The 18,321-nt window shown below is 65.8% G+C and carries 16 protein-coding genes; 12 read left to right on the plus strand and 4 right to left on the minus strand.

Going from position 1 to position 18,321, the window contains the following annotated elements; translation table 11 throughout:
- Positions 1-18: 18 nt before the first annotated feature.
- From ASC83_RS14100 to mnhG, 7 genes are all read left to right on the plus strand, one after another.
- The gene (locus ASC83_RS14100; protein ID WP_056063657.1) at positions 19-474 is read left to right on the plus strand and encodes a helix-hairpin-helix domain-containing protein; all 456 of its coding nucleotides are present in this window, start codon (positions 19-21) and stop codon (positions 472-474) included.
- A gap of 383 nt (positions 475-857) precedes the next feature.
- On the plus strand, positions 858-3,803 hold the full coding sequence (locus ASC83_RS14105) for a monovalent cation/H+ antiporter subunit A (RefSeq protein WP_056063660.1): 2,946 nt from the start codon (positions 858-860) through the stop codon (positions 3,801-3,803).
- A complete protein-coding gene (locus ASC83_RS14110; RefSeq protein ID WP_015014440.1) occupies positions 3,794-4,159 on the plus strand; it encodes a Na+/H+ antiporter subunit C in 366 nt (121 codons plus the stop codon). The genes ASC83_RS14105 and ASC83_RS14110 overlap by 10 nt, the downstream gene beginning before the upstream one ends.
- Complete coding sequence (locus ASC83_RS14115; RefSeq protein ID WP_056063662.1) at positions 4,156-5,889, plus strand: monovalent cation/H+ antiporter subunit D; 1,734 nt, start codon at positions 4,156-4,158, stop codon at positions 5,887-5,889. Before ASC83_RS14110 ends, ASC83_RS14115 begins: the two co-directional genes overlap by 4 nt.
- A 38-nt stretch (positions 5,890-5,927) precedes the next feature.
- Positions 5,928-6,437 carry a Na+/H+ antiporter subunit E gene (locus ASC83_RS14120; RefSeq protein WP_056065072.1) on the plus strand — a complete coding sequence of 170 codons (510 nt, stop codon included), beginning with the start codon at positions 5,928-5,930 and terminating at the stop codon, positions 6,435-6,437.
- Entirely contained in the window at positions 6,434-6,712 is a 279-nt protein-coding gene (locus ASC83_RS14125; RefSeq protein WP_056063664.1) for a K+/H+ antiporter subunit F, read from the plus strand. Before ASC83_RS14120 ends, ASC83_RS14125 begins: the two co-directional genes overlap by 4 nt.
- Positions 6,709-7,107 carry a monovalent cation/H(+) antiporter subunit G gene (gene mnhG, locus ASC83_RS14130; protein WP_056063667.1) on the plus strand — a complete coding sequence of 133 codons (399 nt, stop codon included), beginning with the start codon at positions 6,709-6,711 and terminating at the stop codon, positions 7,105-7,107. Before ASC83_RS14125 ends, mnhG begins: the two co-directional genes overlap by 4 nt.
- A 65-nt stretch (positions 7,108-7,172) precedes the next feature.
- Here the strand turns inward: mnhG and ASC83_RS14135 are convergent, their stop codons facing one another.
- Together ASC83_RS14135 and ASC83_RS14140 are read right to left on the minus strand one after the other, a co-directional pair.
- Positions 7,173-10,823, minus strand: a complete 3,651-nt coding sequence (locus tag ASC83_RS14135; RefSeq protein ID WP_056063670.1) for a hydantoinase B/oxoprolinase family protein — start codon at positions 10,821-10,823, stop codon at positions 7,173-7,175.
- A gap of 92 nt (positions 10,824-10,915) precedes the next feature.
- A complete protein-coding gene (locus ASC83_RS14140; RefSeq protein WP_056063673.1) occupies positions 10,916-11,452 on the minus strand; it encodes a winged helix DNA-binding protein in 537 nt (178 codons plus the stop codon).
- A 187-nt stretch (positions 11,453-11,639) separates the two neighbouring features.
- Between ASC83_RS14140 and ASC83_RS14145 the strand changes: the two genes are divergently transcribed.
- From ASC83_RS14145 to ASC83_RS14165, 5 genes are all read left to right on the plus strand, one after another.
- Entirely contained in the window at positions 11,640-12,623 is a 984-nt protein-coding gene (locus ASC83_RS14145) for a TRAP transporter substrate-binding protein (protein WP_056063676.1), read from the plus strand.
- 18 nt (positions 12,624-12,641) lie between these two features.
- Positions 12,642-13,151, plus strand: a complete 510-nt coding sequence (locus tag ASC83_RS14150; RefSeq protein WP_056063680.1) for a TRAP transporter small permease — start codon at positions 12,642-12,644, stop codon at positions 13,149-13,151.
- A gap of 17 nt (positions 13,152-13,168) precedes the next feature.
- Positions 13,169-14,473 (plus strand): TRAP transporter large permease, encoded by a 1,305-nt coding sequence (locus ASC83_RS14155; protein ID WP_056063683.1) that lies wholly within the window; start codon positions 13,169-13,171, stop codon positions 14,471-14,473.
- Positions 14,474-14,595: 122 nt separating this feature from the next.
- On the plus strand, positions 14,596-14,979 hold the full coding sequence (gene crcB / locus ASC83_RS14160; protein ID WP_056063686.1) for a fluoride efflux transporter CrcB: 384 nt from the start codon (positions 14,596-14,598) through the stop codon (positions 14,977-14,979).
- Between the two features lie 119 nt (positions 14,980-15,098).
- Positions 15,099-15,962 (plus strand): TIGR00730 family Rossman fold protein, encoded by an 864-nt coding sequence (locus tag ASC83_RS14165; protein ID WP_056063689.1) that lies wholly within the window; start codon positions 15,099-15,101, stop codon positions 15,960-15,962.
- A gap of 57 nt (positions 15,963-16,019) precedes the next feature.
- Here the strand turns inward: ASC83_RS14165 and ASC83_RS14170 are convergent, their stop codons facing one another.
- Together ASC83_RS14170 and ASC83_RS14175 are read right to left on the minus strand one after the other, a co-directional pair.
- Entirely contained in the window at positions 16,020-16,994 is a 975-nt protein-coding gene (locus tag ASC83_RS14170; RefSeq protein WP_056063690.1) for a FecR domain-containing protein, read from the minus strand.
- 47 nt (positions 16,995-17,041) lie between these two features.
- Positions 17,042-18,271, minus strand: coding sequence for a surface lipoprotein assembly modifier (locus tag ASC83_RS14175; protein WP_235509380.1), 1,230 nt, complete (start codon positions 18,269-18,271; stop codon positions 17,042-17,044).
- Positions 18,272-18,321: the final 50 nt, after the last annotated feature.

Consider the following 18,321-nt stretch of genomic DNA (forward strand, 5'->3'; position numbering starts at 1 on the left):
CGCTGTAAGACCCTTGCCATGCTGAAGAAACTGCTGACCCTGCTGGTTGCCACGCTGCTCGCCACCGCCACCTGGGCCGCCGTGGACGTGAACACCGCCACCGAGGCCGAACTGGATGGCATCAAGGGCATCGGGCCCGGCCTGTCGGGTCGCATCCTCCAGGAGCGCCAGAGTGCCCCCTTCAAGGACTGGGCCGACTTCATCGGCCGTGTGGGCGGCGTGGGCAACAAGAGTGCCGTCAACTTCTCCAAAGAGGGCCTGACCGTCAACGGCAAGAAGTACAGCGCAGCAGCCGCCGCCAAGGCAGAAGCCAAATCCGGCAAAAGGCACAGCAGCTCCCAGGCAGCAGACCGCAAGGCCCGTGGCAGCGCTGACAAGGAGGCCGCAACGGCAACCACGCCAGCCACACCACCCGCCACGGCGACTGCGGCACCGGCCGCGCCAGCACCGGCAACCGGCGCTAGCAAAAACTAAGCACGCTTCACAAGCAGCAAGCCCGCTCCAGCGGGCTTGCTTTTTTGCGGCAGGGCATGCGCGACAGCAAGGGGCGAGCAGGTTTTTTCGGCGCTGCCCCCAGGGCGTATCCCCCTTCAATTCCCCACGCGAAAGCCATCCAGGCCGTGCAGTGCCAGGCGCCCTGAGCGCCGTGTAGCTTGGCTACACAAGCGAAGGGCAACGACGCAATGTGCGGCTTGGCTGGCTTTCCCTTCGGGCTGGCTGCGCAATGCGGCGTCTGCTTTGTCGGGCGGCTTGCCAATAGCCACGCTACTGGCTGCGCCCCCTTCGCGCATCCATCTGCATTGCACCGCCAGCGCGTGGGGGAATTGAAGGGGGACACGCCCTAGAATCAATCGCGCATGCCCCTGATCACGCTCATCCTTCTCCCCTTCATCGGCAGCCTGCTGGCAGCGGTTCTGCCCTCCAACGCCCGCAATACCGAGTCCACCCTGGCAGGACTCATCGCCCTGTTCTGCACCGTGCAGGCGGCGCTCTACTTCCCGCAGATTGCAGACGGCGGCGTGATCCGGCAAGAGCTGGCCTGGCTGCCCGCGCTGGGCCTGAACCTCGTCATCCGCATGGACGGCTTTGCCTGGATGTTCTGCATGCTGGTGCTGGGCGTGGGCAGCCTGGTGGTGCTGTATGCGCGCTACTACATGTCTGCGGCCGACCCGGTGCCGCGCTTCTTCTCGTTTTTTCTGGCCTTCATGGGTGGGATGGCAGGCGTTGTTCTGTCGGGCAACATCATCCAGATTGCGTTTTTCTGGGAGCTGACCAGCCTGTTTTCGTTTCTGCTGATCGGCTACTGGCACCACCGCAAGGATGCGCGGCGCGGCGCGCGCATGGCGCTCACCGTCACCGGCACGGGCGGCCTGGCCATGCTGGCGGGCATGCTGGTGCTGGGGCACATCGTTGGCAGCTACGACCTCGATCATGTGCTCGCCGCCGGCCAGCTCATCCAGAACCACGCGCTGTACACCATCGCGCTCGTACTGATTCTGCTGGGCACGCTCACCAAAAGCGCGCAGTTCCCCTTCCACTTCTGGTTGCCCCACGCCATGGCCGCGCCCACGCCTGTGTCGGCCTACCTGCATTCAGCCACCATGGTCAAGGCGGGCGTGTTTCTGCTGGCGCGCCTGTGGCCCGCGCTGGCGGGCACCGAGCAGTGGTTCTGGCTGGTGGGCGGCGCGGGCCTCGCCACCTTGCTGGTGGGCGGCTACGCGGCCATGTTCCAGAACGACCTCAAGGGGCTGCTGGCGTACTCGACCATTTCGCACCTGGGCCTCATCACCCTGCTGCTGGGCCTGAACAGCCCGCTGGCCGCCGTGGCGGCCGTGTTCCACATCATGAACCACGCCACCTTCAAGGCCTCGCTGTTCATGGCCGTGGGCATCGTGGACCATGAAAGCGGCACGCGGGACATCCGGCGCCTGTCGGGCCTGCGCACCATGATGCCGATCACCGCCACCCTGGCCATGGTGGCCAGTGCAGCCATGGCGGGCGTGCCGCTGCTCAATGGCTTCCTGTCCAAGGAAATGTTCTTTGCCGAGACGGTGTACGTGAACACCACGCCATTGCTCGAATGGCTGCTGCCGGTGGCCGCCACGGTGGCCGGCATGTTCAGCGTGGCGTACTCGCTGCGCTTCACGGTGGATGTGTTCTTTGGCCCGCCCGCCACCGACCTGCCGCGCCCGCCCCATGAGCCGCCGCACTGGATGCGCGTTCCGGTCGAACTGCTGGTGCTGGCCTGCCTCGTGGTGGGCACGTTGCCCGCATGGTCGGTGGGGGCCTACCTGGCCGCTGCCGCACGGCCCGTGGTGGGAGGCGAGCTGCCCACGTACAGCCTGGCGGTCTGGCATGGGTTCAACACCCCCATTGTGATGAGCTTGGTGGCGTTGGGCGGGGGCATCGCGCTCTACGCACTGCTGCGCTGGCAGCGCGAAAAGGGTGCCATCGATGCGCCACCCGTCATGCGCCGCATCAGCGGCCAGCGGGCCTTCGAGGCCACGCTGGCCGTGCTCAGCCTGATGGGCCGCAATGGCCGCCACCTGCTGGGCACCGGTCGCCTGCAGTGGCAAATGCTGTGGCTGGTCTGCGCCGCGCTGGTGGCGGGCACCCTGCCCCTGTGGGCGCGGGGCCTGCCCATTGGCGACCGGGTGCAGCTGCCGCTGTCGCCCGCCTTTGCGCTGCTGTGGTTGCTGGGTGCCGTGTGCGCCGTGGCGGCAGCCTGGCAGGCCAAATACCACCGGCTGGCGGCACTGACGCTGCTGGGTGGCTCCGGGCTGTGCGTGTGCCTCACGTTCCTTTGGTTCTCGGCGCCCGACCTGGCGCTCACACAGATCGTGGTGGAGGTGGTGACCACCATCCTCATCCTGCTGGGCCTGCGCTGGCTGCCGCGGCGCGACGAGAGCCTGCGCGTGCCCACGCTGGCCGAAGAGCGCCGCACCCAGCTGCGCCGCTACCGCGACATGGCGCTGACGTTGGCAGCAGGGGGTGGCATGGCCCTGCTGTCGTTCGCGATGATGAGCCGCCCCTTCCCCGACAGCACCTCCACCTTCTTTCTGGAGCGTGCGCTTACAGAAGGGGGCGGCACCAACGTGGTCAACGTCATGCTGGTGGACTTCCGGGGCTTTGACACCTTTGGCGAGATCGTGGTGCTCGGCATCGTGGCCCTCACGGTCTATGCGCTGCTGCGGCGCTTCCGCCCTGCGCGCGAGGTGATGGACCTGCCGCCCCAGCAGCGCGCACTGCCCGCCGATGTGGACACCGACCTCGCCAACCCACGCCAGACTGCCGACACCGCCGTGGGCTACCTCATGGTGCCCGCCGTGCTGGTGCGGCTGATGCTGCCGTTTGCCACGCTGGTAGCGGTCTACCTCTTCATGCGCGGCCACAACGAGCCCGGCGGCGGCTTTGTGGCGGGGCTGGTGTTCTCGGTGGCCCTGCTGCTGCAGTACATCGTCTCGGGCACCTCGTGGGTCGAGGCGCATCTGCCGCTGTACCCGCGCCGCTGGATCGGCGTGGGCCTGCTCGCCGCACTGGCCACGGGCCTGGGCGCACTGGCCTGGGGCTATCCGTTTTTGACCAGCCACACGGCGCATTTTTCGCTGCCCGTGGTGGGTGAGATCCACGTGGCCAGCGCGCTGTTCTTCGACATCGGCGTGTTCACCCTGGTGGTGGGCTCCACCATGCTCATTCTCACCGGCATTGCCCACCAGTCGGTGCGCAGCCACCGCTACAACAACGCACGCGCGGCCGAAGAAGCCCAGGCCGCCGCCACACCGGGAGAAGGTCCATGGAACTGATACTGGCCCTGGCCATCGGCGTGCTCACCGGCTCCGGCGTGTGGCTGCTGCTGCGGCCCCGCACCTTCCAGGTCATCATGGGCCTGTCGCTGCTGTCGTACGCCGTCAACCTCTTCATTTTCAGCATGGGCCGCCTGGGCCTCGCGATTGACAAGGAGCCCGTGCTGCAGCCCGGGGTGCCGCAAGACCTGGCCCACTATGCCGACCCCATGCCTCAGGCACTCACGCTCACGGCCATCGTGATCGGCTTTGCCATGACCGCCCTCTTCCTCGTGGTGTTGCTGGCATCGCGCGGCATGGCAGGCACCGACCATGTGGACGGCACCAAGGGTAAAGACGTGCAGGAAATGCCATGACGGGAGGCACGAGCATCACCGCATCGATCACCGCGTGGCTGATGCCACACCTGATCCTCGCGCCCATTGCGCTGCCCCTGCTCACGGCCGGGCTCATGCTGCTGCTGCGCGAGGAACGCCAGCGCACCAAGGTCACGCTCAACATCACATCGACCCTGGTCGGCCTGGTGGTGGCTGTGTTGCTGCTGGTGCAGGCCAAGGAGCCCAGCGTGCAGACCAGCCTGGGCGTGTACCTGCCGGGCAACTGGCCGGCGCCGTTCGGCATCGTGCTGGTCATCGACCGCCTCTCGGCCATGATGCTGGTGCTGACCAGTACAGTGGCGCTCGCCACGGTGCTGTTCTCGGCCGCGCGCTGGCACCGAGCGGGTGTGCACTTTCACCCGCTGTTCCAGTTCCAGCTCATGGGGCTGGCAGGCGCGTTCCTCACGGCCGACCTGTTCAACCTGTTTGTGTTCTTCGAGATCATGCTGGCGGCGTCCTACGGGCTGCTGCTGCACGGCTCGGGCCGCCCGCGCGTGTCGGCGGGGCTGCACTACATCGCCATCAACCTCGCCGCCTCTTCGCTGTTCCTCATCGGGGTGTCGATGCTGTACGGCATCACCGGCACGCTCAACATGGCCGACCTGGCCCAGAGCATTGCGGGTGTGGCCGTGGCAGACCGGGGGCTGCTGCATGCGGCCGCTGCGATTCTGGCGGTCGCGTTCCTCATCAAGGCCGCCGTGTGGCCGCTCAACTTCTGGCTGGTGCCTGCCTACAGTGCGGCCACGGCGCCCGTGGGTGCGCTTTTCGCGCTCATGACCAAGGTGGGCGTGTACAGCGTGCTGCGGCTATGGACGCTGATGTTTGGCGCCGAGGCCGGTGAATCCGCACTGTTTGGCAGCCAATGGCTCATTGGCGGTGGCATGCTGACCATGGCCTTTGGTGCCATTGGCATGCTGGGCTCGCAGCGGCTGGGGCACCTGGCCGGGTTCAGCGCCGTGCTGTCGTCGGGCACGCTGCTGGCCGCCGTGGGCTTCGGGCAAAACCTGCTCACGGGCGGGCTGCTGTACTACCTGCTCAGCTCTACCCTGGCCGTGAGTGCGCTGTTCCTGCTCACCGACCTGATCGACCGCTGGCGCAACAACGGTGCCAACCTGGCTCCGTATGAGCAGACCGACGACGCACCCTTTCTGTCGGCCGACCTGGTGCCCACCGAGGGCATGAACCTGGACGACAAGGAACAGGCGCTGATCGGCCAGGTCATCCCCGCCGCAGCGGCCTTTCTGGGCCTGGCGTTCATGGCCTGCACGCTGGTCATTGCGGGCCTGCCGCCCTTGCCCGGTTTTGTGGGCAAGTTCGCCATGATCCATGCACTGCTCAACCCGCTGGGGCTGGGCGCGGCCCAGGGTATCCGCCTGGGCGCTGCGGGCTGGATGCTGGTGGCGCTGCTGGTGGGCTCGGGGCTGCTGGCGCTGCTGGCACTCACACGCGCGGGCATTCGCCATTTCTGGTCGGCCCAGGGCCGGGCTTCACCGCAGCTTTTGGTGCTGGAGGGGCTGCCCATTGCGCTGCTGCTGCTGGCTTGCGTGGCGCTGGTGTGGCAGGCTGGGGCGGTGATGCGCTACACCCAGGCCACGGCCGATGCCCTGCATGCGCCCAGCACTTACGTGCGTGCGGTGATGACCGCTGCGCCCGTCGCGGCTTCGCCTGCGGCGATGCCTGAAACCACGCCACCGGGGGACAAGCCATGACCCAACCTGCTCAACCTGCGGCGTCCAACGCCCCCGCCATGCCGCCACGCCCGGGTCTATTGCGGCGCCTGGTGCCTGCCCCGCTGCTCTCGCTGGCGCTCCTGGGCCTGTGGCTGCTGCTCAACCGCAGCCTGAGTGCAGGCCACCTGGTGCTGGGCTCTGTGCTGGCACTGGCCATCCCGCTGCTCACCGCCGGGCTGCGCCCGCTGCCGGTGCGCATCCGCAAGCCGGGCACCGTCCTGCGCCTGGCACTCACGGTGGTGGCAGACACCACCCGGTCCAACCTGGCGGTGGCACGCCTGCTGCTGGCGCCCGGCCGCAGGCGCCACCCTGCGGGCTTTGTGCACATCCCGCTGGACGTGCGGGACCCCAACGCATTGGCCGTGCTGGCGATGATCGTGTGCATCACACCCGGTACCGCGTGGGCCGAGATCTCTCTGGACCGCAGCATGCTGCTGCTGCACGTGCTGGAGTTGGACGACCCCGCCGCGGTGATCGCTGACGTGAAGCAGCGCTACGAGACGCCCTTGATGGAGATTTTTGAATGACCCCCGTGCTGGACTGGGCCCTGCCGGCCGCCCTGCTCATGCTCGCGCTGGCCATGGGCTGCGCGTTGATCCGACTGCTCAAGGGCCCTTCCGCGCAAGACCGCGTGTTGGCGCTGGACTGCATGTACTTGAGCGGCATGCTGGTGATGCTGGTGCTGGGCCTGCTCTACGGCAGCAAGAACTACTTTGAGGCCGCACTGCTGCTGGCGCTGTTCAGCTTTGTCGGCTCCATGGCCATGGCCAAGTTTTTGCTGCGCGGCGAGGTGATCGAATGACCGACGCTGCCACCACCGCTACGGCGGTTCTTCCGCTGTGGCTGGAAATCATCGTGGCCGTGCTGGTGCTGGCCGGTGCTGCGCTGGCCCTGCTGGGCTCCATCGGGCTGCTGCGGCTGCCCACGTTTTTTGAACGGGTACACGCGCCCTCCATCATTGCCACGCTGGGCTGCTGGCTGATCATGCACGGCACCGTGCTGTACTTCTCGGTGGCCCACCGCAGCCTGGCGCTGCATGCTTTGCTGATCGCCGCGTTCGTGGCGATCACGGTGCCGGTGATGTCGATCTTTCTCATGCGCGCGGCGCTGTTCCGCGCACGGCAGACCGGGCGCGACGTGCCGCCCAGCCTGAGCCAACCCAAGGTGGGTGTGAACACGGAAGTCAAAGACGCCTGATCAACCACTCCTGATTTGATAGCTGTAGGCGCATATAAAACATGCGCTTGTGGCATTTCTGGCTCTTACTTCGCCCCCGACACACCAAACCCGCCGCCGCCGGGGGTGTGAATCTCGAACACATCGCCCGGCAGCATCTCTGCCTGGCCGATGTGGTCCAGCAGCTCCACCCGGCCATCGCTGCGCACCACCTTGTTGATACCCACGGCACCCGGCTGACCACCCGCCATGCCAAACGCGCCATGGTGGCGGCCGTTCGACAAGATGCTGGCCGTCATGGGCTCCAGAAAGCGCACACGGCGCACGCCGCCGTCGCCACCTTTCCACTGCCCGGCGCCTCCCGAGCCCTTGCGGATCTCGTAGCCCTCCAGCCGCACCGGAAAGCGAAACTCCAGCACCTCGGGGTCCGTCAGGCGCGAGTTGGTCATGTGGCATTGCACGACGCTGGTGCCACCAAAACCGCCCACCAGCTGCCCGTTGGCATCCCACACACCGCCCGCGCCGCTACCGCCCGAGATGGTCTCGTAGTACTGGTAGCGCGTGCTGCCAAAGGTGAAGTTGTTCATGGTGCACTGCCCCGCCGCCATCAGGCCCAGTGCGCCGTACAGCGCGTTGGTGATGCAGGTAGAAGTCTCCACATTGCCCGCCACCACCGAGGCTGGCGGATTGGGGTTGAGCATGCTGCCCGGCGGGATGATGACGTTGAGCGGCTTGAGGCACCCCGCATTCAGCGGAATGTCGTCATCCACCAGCGTGCGGAACACATACAGCACCGCCGCCATGCACACCGCCGTGGGCGCGTTGAAGTTGTTGGTCTGCTGCGGGCTGGTGCCGGTGAAGTCGATGGTGGCGCTGCGGCTCGCTGCATCCACCTTCACGGCCACGCTGATCTGGGCGCCGTTGTCCAGAGGCAGCGTGAACGCACCATCCTTCAGCCGTGTGATAACACGGCGCACGGACTCTTCGGCGTTGTCCTGCACATGGCGCATATAGGCCTGCACCACGTCCAGCCCAAACTCGGCCACCATGCGGCGCAGCTCCTGCTGGCCTTTCTCGTTGGCGGCGATCTGCGCGCGCAGGTCGGCCATGTTCTGCTGGGGGTTGCGGCTCGGGTATTCGCCGCTTTCCAGCAGCGCAATCATCTCGGCCTCGCGCAGCACACCGCGTTCCACCAGCTTCACGTTATTGATCTGCACGCCCTCTTCTTCAATGCGCGTGGAGAACGGCGGCATGGAGCCCGGCGTGGTACCGCCCACATCGGCGTGGTGGCCCCGGCTGCCCACATAGAACGTGGGCTCGGCCTCGTTGGCGATGTAGACCGGCGTAATGACCGTGATGTCCGGCAGGTGCGTGCCACCGTGGTACGGGTCGTTGAGCACGAACACATCGCCGGGCTGCATGCGGCCCGCGTTCTCGCGGATCACGGTCTTGATGCTCTCGCCCATGCTGCCCAGGTGAACGGGCATGTGGGGCGCATTGGCAATCAGGTTGCCTGCGGTGTCAAATAGCGCGCAGCTGAAGTCCAGGCGCTCCTTGATGTTCACCGAGTACGCCGTATTCTGCAGCTGCAGCCCCATCTGCTCGGCAATGTTCATGAACAGGTTGTTGAACACCTCCAGCAGCACCGGGTCCACCGTGGTGCCCACGGCATGTTGCACGGCGCGCGCCACACGGCGGTTGAGCAGCAGGTGGTCCAGGTCGGTCAGCGCGGCCTCCCAGCCGGGCTCCACGATGGTGGTGGCATTCTTCTCGGCAATGATGGCCGGGCCGGGGATCACGTCGCCGGGGCGCAAATCCTCGCGCACCACCAGGGCGGCGTCGTGCCATGCAGGCACGCCATCGATGCCACCGGTGTACATGCGCACGGTGCTGCGGCGCGGCACCTCGCGCGCGGGCTGTAGCGTGTGGCGTGGCTCCACGGGCGCGTCGCCGGGCACCACGGCCTCGACCGACACAGCCTCCACCACCAGGCCCTTGCCCTGCATGAGGAACGCAAAACGCTGGCGGTAGGCGTTCTCGAACGCGGCGGTGATTTCGGCCATCGAACCCAACGGCACGATGAGCGCCGAGTCGCTGCCCTCATAGCGCACATGCACCCGGCGGTGCACCAGCGCAGTGCCCGCGCCCACCTGCTGGCGCTCCAGCTCGGTGCGTGCGGTGGTGGCCAGTTGCTCCAGCGTGGCCTCGATGCCGGGCAACGCCTCGGGCACGAGCTTGGTCTCTACGGCCTGCTCACGGATCACGTTCTGGTCCGCCAGGCCCATGCCGTAGGCGCTGAGCACGCCCGCCAGCGGATGCACAAACACGCGCGTCATGCCTAAAGCATCGGCCACCAAACACGCATGCTGGCCGCCCGCGCCGCCAAAACACTGCAGCGTGTAACGCGTCACGTCGTAGCCGCGCGCCACGCTGATCTTCTTGATCGCATTGGCCATCTGCTGCACAGCGATCTGAATGAAGCCATGGGCTACGTCTTCGGCCTTGCGACCGGTTTGGGCGGCGAGATCACCAAACTTCTGTGCCACCGCATCGCCATCCAGTGCCTCGTTGGCTGCGTGGCCAAACACCTTGGGGAAGTGCGCTGGCTGGATCTTGCCCACCATCACGTTCGCATCAGTCACGGCCAGCGGGCCGCCCCGGCGGTAGCTGGCGGGGCCAGGGTTGGCGCCCGCGCTTTCGGGGCCCACGCGGAAACGGGCGCCGTCAAAACCCAGGATGGAGCCACCACCGGCCGCCACGGTGTGGATGCTCATCATGGGCGCGCGCATGCGCACACCGGCCACCTGGGTTTCGAACTCGCGCTCGAACTCGCCTGCGTAGTGGCTCACGTCGGTGCTGGTACCACCCATGTCAAAACCGATGACCTTGTCGTGGCCCGCAAGGCCCGCGGTGCGCGCCATGCCGACGATGCCACCGGCGGGGCCAGAGAGGATCGCATCCTTGCCCTGGAATACCTGCGCGTCCGTGAGGCCGCCCGACGACTGCATGAAGAACAGCTTCACGCCTGGCATTTCGCTCGCCACCTGGTCCACATAGCGGCGCAGGATGGGCGACAGGTACGCATCCACCACCGTGGTGTCGCCCCGGCTCACCAGCTTCATCATGGGGCTGGTGGCATGCGATGCGCTAACCTGCGTAAAGCCGATTTCGCGCGCGATGCGGGCGGCGGCTTCTTCGTGCGTGGTGTAGCGGTAGCCGTGCATGAACACGATGGCCGCGCTGCGCAGGCCCGCGTCGTAGGCCGCCCACAGGCGTTCCTTCAGGTGGGCTTCATCCAGCGGCTCGATCACTTCGCCCTGAGCACCCATGCGCTCCTGCGCTTCGACGACGCGCTCATAGAGCAGCTCGGGCAGCACGATGTGGCGGTCAAACAAACGGGGGCGGTTCTGGTACGCAATGCGCAGCGCGTCCTTGAAGCCCTTGGTGGTGATGAGCAGCGTGGGCTCGCCCTTGCGCTCCAGGAGCGCGTTGGTGGCCACGGTAGTGCCCATCTTCACGCACTCCACCAGCGCGGGCGTCACCGGCTCGCCCGGCTGCAAGCCCAGCAGGTGGCGAATGCCGGCCACCGCCGCGTCCTTGTACTGCTCGGGGTTCTCGGACAGCAGCTTGTGCGTGACCAAGGTGCCGTCCGGGCGCTTTCCCACCACGTCGGTGAAGGTGCCGCCCCGGTCGATCCAGAACTGCCAGCGGGACAAAGGAGAAACTTGTTGGGACATGATGATGCTATCTAATCAATAGCTGCCAGCGCATTGAATACCTGCACTACAGCTGCATTTCATTCAAAAAACCAGAAACCAGGGGCAGGTTGTCACAGCGACGCTGCGGAGCGCGCTGCCTGGTCATACATGCCCGAGAGCACACGCAGCAAACGGGCCAGTTCGCCGATGTCGCGGTTCAGCGCGTCATCGGCATTCAAGGCATCGATGAGGCAGCTCTCGCGGATCTCGCGGTAGCGCTGCACATAGGCGCGGCCGGTGTCGGTGGCGGCGTAGGTGACTTCCTTGCCGTTCTTCTGCGAGGCGACCACGCCCAGGGTCTGCAGCTTTTTGAGCGAGTAGTTCACCAGGTGTGTGTCTTCCACGTTCATGATGAAGCAGATGTCGGCCAATCGCTTGTCGCGCGCACGGTGCGTGACGTGGTGCAGCACCACCACGTCGAGCGGCGTCAGGTCCTTGAGGCCCGCCGCCGCCATGCAGTGCACCACCCAGCGGTGGAACGCGTTGCCCGCCACGATGAGGCCGAACTCGAACTCGCTCATCTCTGCACTCTGCGCCGACACCAGATGCGCCGAAGACACGATGGGACCGGAGTCGGTTTTGGCCTTGGGCTTGGCGTCAGATTTCATGGCGGGTTCAGGCCTGCGGGTTCTGTCATTGGCACGGGATATGCATGGGGCATTGTAGGCAAGTCGATGGTAATTTGTTGGCAATTTGTCAGCGTTTAGGCAAAACACCTATCGCAATCGGATCGGCTTCCGATACAGTGATTTGTTACATCCAATCTTGTACATACAACCCTGCGGAGCAATATCCATGAAGCGTCGAATCTTCCCCGTGACCGCACTCGCCCTGACTCTGGCTGCGGGCCTGTCTGCCACCTCGGCATTCGCCCAGACCAAGTGGGACCTGGCCGCCGCCTACCCCGCCACCAACTTCCACACCGAAAACATGGTGCAGCTGGCCAGCGATGTGGACAAGGCCACGGGCGGCAAGCTCAAGATCACGGTGCATGCCAACGCCGCGCTGTTCAAGGCCCCTGAAATCAAGCGCGCTGTGCAAGGCGGCCAGGCGCAGATGGGCGAGATCCTGCTGGCCAACTTCCAGAACGAATGGCAGCTGTTTGGCGTGGATGGCCTGCCCTTCCTGGCCGATAGCTACGACGCCTCCAAGAAGCTCTACGCCGCGCAAAAGCCCTTCCTGGAAAAGAAGCTGGCTGAGCAGGGAATGATGCTGCTGTACGCCGTGGCCTGGCCTCCACAAGGCATCTACACCAAGAAGCCGCTGGCCTCTGCCGCCGACCTCAAGGGCATCAAGTGGCGCGCCTACAGCCCTGCCACCGCGCGCATTGCCGAGCTGGTCGGCGCCCAGCCCGTGACGGTGCAGGCCGCAGAGTTCTCGCAGGCGCTCGCCACGGGCGTGGTCGAATCGACGATGACCTCGGGCGCCACCGGTGTGGACAGCAAGCTGTACGAACACCTCAAGTTCTACTACGACACCCAGGCCTGGCTGCCCAAGAACGCCGTACTGGTGAACAAGAAGGCGTTTGACGCCCTAGACAAGCCCAGCCAGGAAGCGCTGCTGAAGGCTGGTGCCGACGCCGAAGCACGCGGCTGGGCCAACAGTGCCAAAGTCAACACCGATACCGTCGCCAAGCTCAAGGCCAATGGCATGGATGTGGTGGCCCCACCGGCTGCCCTGAAGGCCGACATGGCCAAGGTAGGTGACACCATGCTCAAGGAATGGCTGGACAAGGCCGGCCCCGAAGGCAAGGCGCTCATCGACGCCTACCGCAAGTAAGCCCAGGCGCCCACGCACATGCGTCGTCTGCTGGACTTTCTGTACGACAGCGCCGCCGCCTTGGCGGCGCTTTTCATGGTCGGCTTGTTGGGGATGGTGCTGCTGTCCATCGCCAGCCGCCAGTTCCACTTCCACGTGCCGGGCACGGATGCCTATGCGGGCTATCTGATGGCCGCATCGGGCTTCTTGGCGCTCGCCCACACCTTGAAGCGCGGCGAGCACATCCGCGTCACGCTGCTGCTCAACTTTCTGAAGGGCGGCGCCAAGAAGACGTTCGAGATCTGGGCTTTGGCCATTGCCACCCTGCTGGCCGTGCTGTTCGCGGTGTACAGCTGCAAGCTGGCCTGGCAGTCGCACGAGTTCCACGACATCTCCACCAGCAGCGACGCCACGCCTCTGTGGATTCCGCAGATCGCCATGGCCTTGGGCACGGTGATTCTGGCGATCGCGTTCCTGGACGAGCTGGTGCTGGAGATGATGGGCAAGCGTGTGGATGCCTCCTCTGGCGAAGCATTGCGCAATGAATAAACCCGGCACGACCTACCATGAGTGACCTCGCCATAACCGGCCTGCTCGTACTGTCGCTGTTCCTGATCCTGGGCAGCGGCGTATGGATCGGGCTCACCCTCTCCGGCGTCGCCTGGATCGCCATGCAGCTGTTCTCCGCCCGCCCGGCGGGCGATGCGATGGCCGTGACCATCTGGGGCAGCGCCTCCAGCTGGACCCTCACCGCCCTGCCCCTGTTCATCTGGATGGGCGAAATCCTGTTCCGCACCCGTTTGTCGCAAGACATGTTCAAGGGCCTGGCCCCGTGGGTCCAGGCGCTGCCGGGCCGGTTGCTCCATACCAACGTGGTGGGCTGCACCATCTTTGCCGCCGTGTCGGGGTCCAGCGCCGCCACCTGCGCAACCATCGGCAAAATGACGCTGCCCGAGCTGACGCGCCGCGGCTACCCCGAGCACATGGTGGTGGGCACGCTGGCCGGTGCCAGCACGCTGGGCCTGTTGATCCCGCCGTCCATCATCATGATCGTGTACGGCGTGTCGGCCGAGGTGTCGATCTCGCAGCTGTTCATTGCGGGTGTGCTGCCGGGCATCCTGCTGGCGGCGCTGTTCTCGGGCTACATCATGCTGTGGGCATTGCGCCACCCCGAACAGGTGCCCGCCGCCGATGCGCGCATGAGCTTCATGCAAAAGCTGTCCGAATCCCGCAGCCTGATCCCCGTGGTGCTGCTGATCGCGGCGGTACTGGGCTCCATCTACACCGGCTTTGCCACCGCCACCGAGGCAGCGGCCGTGGGCGTGGTGGGCTCACTGGTGTTGTCGGCCGTGCAGGGCTCCATGACCTGGGGCACGTTCAAGGACTCGCTGATGGGCGCAACGCGCCTGTACTGCATGATCGCGCTGATCCTGGCTGGCGCCGCTTTTCTCACGCTGGCCATGGGCTACATCGGCTTGCCGCGCCACCTCGCGGAATGGATCGCGTCGCTGGGCTTGAACCAGGCGCAGCTCATCGTGGCGCTGGCGGTTTTCTACATCATCCTGGGCTGCTTTCTCGACGGTATCTCGATGGTGGTGCTGACCATGGGCGTGCTCATGCCCACGGTGCAGGCGGCCGGCATCGACACCATCTGGTTCGGCATCTTCATCGTGCTGGTGGTGGAGATGGCGCAGATCACGCCGCCCGTGGGCTTCAACCTGTTTGTGCTGCAGGGCATGACAGGGCGCCAGCTGCCCTGGATCGCCAAGGTGGCCATGCCCATGTTCTTCCTGATGTGTGGCGCTGTGGCGTTGATCTATGTCTTCCCCGGCATCGTGACCTGGCTGCCGCAGCAGATGTCGGCACGCTGAACGCACCTGCCGCCAGCAGGCACAGCCAAGCGGGGCGCCCCCACCGGGGACGCCCCGCTTGGCGTTTCGAGGGATGGAGAGGAGCCAGTCCGACGCTCCAGAAATCCGGCGACAATGGCCTGATGTTGAACGTTCTTGCCATCTGCATCGGCGCCTGTGTGGGCGCACTGGCGCGCTGGCGCCTGGGTCTGTGGCTCAGCCCCGGGGGCCTCATTCCCTGGGGCACACTCGCCGCCAATCTGGTGGGTGGCTATCTCATTGGGGTGTGCGTCGCTGTGTTCCACGCCATGCCGCAACTCGACCCTGTGTGGCGACTGGCACTGGTCACAGGATTCCTGGGCGCACTCACCACGTTCTCCAGCTTCTCTGCCGAAGTCGTTGAGATGCTGATGGTGCAGCGCTACGCCATGGCACTGGGCACCACTGCACTGCACCTGCTGGGCTCGCTGGGCCTGACGGTGCTTGGCATGCAAACTGCTTCGTATTTCATAGCATCTCGCGCTTGATGTTCCTGCACTAGCACGTCATTTCTTCATTCATTCACGCCACACTGCATGGGCCCCCACCCGCTGCTGCCGGTGCCGCCCCTCTCTTCTCAGTTCACCTACCGATACGCGAGCCCCTCATGGAATCCAACACCCAACTCAACGAACGCCGCCTGGCCGATGCCTGGGCCGAGCTGCACAACCACGCCCACAACGGCAACCCCCTGCAGGCCGATGCCAACCGCATGGCCTTTGCCGACCCCGAATTCATGTTCCGCCGCGAAACCCGGGGCATCCGCTTTCAGCTCGAAATGCTCAAGCCCGACCTGGGCCAGGCCGAACAAGGCATTGAAAGCACCGTGGTGGTGTACGGCAGCGCGCGCTTCGTCGCACCCGACGAAGCCGCAGCACAGCTGGCCGAGGCCGAAGCCAGTGGCGACGCCGAACGCGTGCGCCGCTCGCGCCTGGCTGTGCGCAACGCGGGCTATTACGACCTGGCGCGCCAGTTCGCCAAGCTGGTGGCCGACTACAGCGAACGCCAGCGCCCTGCCGACCGCATCTACATCTGCACCGGCGGCGGCCCAGGCATCATGGAGGCCGCCAACCGGGGCGCCCACGATGCGGGTGCACTGAACGTGGGCCTGAACATTGCCCTGCCCCACGAGCAAAGCGGCAACCGCTTCATCTCGCCTTCGCTGTCCTTCAAGTTCCACTACTTCGCGCTGCGCAAGATGCATTTCATGATGCGTGCCAAGGCGCTGGTGGCCTTTCCTGGCGGCTTTGGCACGCTAGACGAGCTGTTTGAAGTGCTGACCCTGGTTCAGACCAAAAAGGCCAAGCCTGTACCCATCGTGCTGTTCGGCACCGACTACTGGAAGCGCCTCATCAACTTCGACGTACTGGTGGAAGAAGGCACCATCTCTGCGCAGGACCTCAACCTGTTTCACTACACCGATGACCCTCAGGAGGCCTGGGACCTGATCCGGGCGTTTTACAAGCTCTGAAAGTTAACCCTCCACCGACGCACGCGCGTGTCGGTGGAGTGTTGAGGCCTCTTTCTGCTACCTGATGACAGGCGGTGGCGGCGGAGGTGGCGGGCGCAGGATGATCGGCAGGACCGGGATGAACACGATAGGCGGCCGCACTGTCGGCGGCGGTGGCGCCGTCGTGGCAGGCGGCGGTGCCGTTGTCACCGGCGGTGCCGCAGGCCGCGTGGGTGGCGGTGGCGGTGGCGTAGTCGGTGTCGGGGCGGGCGGCGCTGGAGTACCCGGCTGTGGTGTACCCGTGGGAGGTGGTGGGGGCACGGGCGCTGGGGGCGGCGCGGTCTCTGGCGGCGGTGGAACGGGCACAGGTACCGGCGCCGGAACGATGTAGACAAAGGCGCGGCGCCCCTGCACATCCAGCTGGTCGCCCGCCAGTAAGGGTGTCTGAACCTGGGGCACCGGCAACAACGCACGGGTATGGGTATAGACAGGCAAGTCCTGGTCTGAGACCACCAGCACGGCCTCGCCCGCCGTCACACCCACACAGCCCGCCTGGGTGCAGACCTCGATCTCGTCCTGCTCCCCTGACACGAACACCTGGCCGTTGGCATCGATGGCCAGTAAGAAAGCGGAACCCCGGATGCCCACCACCGCCGTCGGTGTGACCACCTTGTAGTTGGCGGGATTGCGTTTGCCGATGAGCCCCGTGAGGGCGCGCATCCCCCCCCGCAGCAGGTTCACCACAAAGTGGTCTTCGCCCGCTCCTGCACCGTCGGCATATCGGGTGACGGTGAATTGCGAGTCTGGGTACAAGGCCACCAGCCCCCCGTCGGAGAACCGTATCTGTGCCCTTCCTTCGGTGCCGGTGAGCACCACATCTCCACCATCGAGTTCGGCACCTTTTGACAGGCGGGACAAGGTTTCGCCCCGCCGTAGCTGCACGTCTCCCGCCGCGAACTGCACCAGCCCCGCAGCGGCCAGCCCGGTCAGGGGCCAGGCTGCCACCATGCCCATCAGCAGCGCCAGCCGCGCGTATTTTTGGTCTGACGTCATAGACAACTCCCAGGTGCGTCGGCACAGGACCAGCCATGTAACAGCATTCAGAACTCCCGGCGCACGGTGATGGAGAACACCCGGCGCTCATAGTCGGTGATGGGCAGTGTGGATGCGTTGCGCGTGAACGACCATTGCGGCGTGACCCGCCACCCAGGCGATGGAGTCCAGTTCAGCCCCAGAGCCACCTGGGCCTGCCGGTCGGTACGGGTGACCGCAAAAAACGGGTCCTGCCCGCCGTAGCGCCGGTGTTCCCAGTCCGCACTGGCAAACACCGACCACTGAGGCGCCAGGGGCCACTGCCCCCCCGCCCTCAGGCCCCACAGCCGGTGGCCCAGCGCGTCAGCACCACTGGCCTGCGCGCGCTCCTGACCACCGTACATGCCCCCATAGGCCGATGAGCCATTGCGAAACAGATGGGAATACGAGGTGCCCACCACGCTGCGGCGCACATTGCGCAGCGCCTGGTCGGGATAACGCACATCGAGCACCTGTACAAAACTGCCCCACTGGCGAAACCCGTCTATGCGGTAAATCCATTCACCCAGCACTCCGCCCATGGTGCGCAACCGCGTGCCGTCCAGCGCGTAGTAAGACCCTTGGCCAGACGCGATCAGCTCATGGCGCTCGGCCCGCCAAGCCAAGCCCAGGGTGCCATCCAGTGCCGTGTGGTCGAACCGGTCTGCGCTGCCCCCATAGTGCCGGGCAGCCCCCACAGCTGTGCCCACCACCGACCAGCGCGAATTGAGTACCGCCCGCCCCCGCAGCCCCGCTTGCGCCACCACATAGTTGCCCGAGGTCGCCAGGGCCTCGGGCAGCAGCGCCCACGCCGGCGTGCCAGGCACTGGAGACTGCAGTTCGCCCACCACGGGCGCTGCGTTGGCATTGGAGTCATGGCCGACGCCCAACTCCACGTAGCCCTTGAGCGAAGAGCGCCCTCCGGCATCCAGGCGATCGTAGGAATACAGAAACTGATCCAGCGTGTGCCCGGCATCCACCGGAATGAGTGCGGCCTGCACCGGCGCGGGCAAGGCCATCACGCCCCGGCGGTCGCCCACCGCCTGCAAGGATTGCCCGAGCGCTACCTGGGCCTCCGTGCTGCCGGGTTGAGCAGCCAGCCAGCGCTCTCGCGCCATGATGGCGCGCGTGTATTGCCCGGCGGCATGCGCCGCATCGCCCATGGCGGCATCAAACACCGGGTCGCCAGCGCGCTGGGCCTCCTGCGCATCCAGCAAGCGGAACGCCTGAAGTGCTTGGCCCTGCTGAACCAGCGCCAACGCTTGCTGTACAAGGTCATCAGCCCGCGCCACGCATGACAGACTGCCTC

The organism is Acidovorax sp. Root402, assembly GCF_001425125.1.
Classification (GTDB): Bacteria; Pseudomonadota; Gammaproteobacteria; order Burkholderiales; family Burkholderiaceae_C; genus Acidovorax; species Acidovorax delafieldii.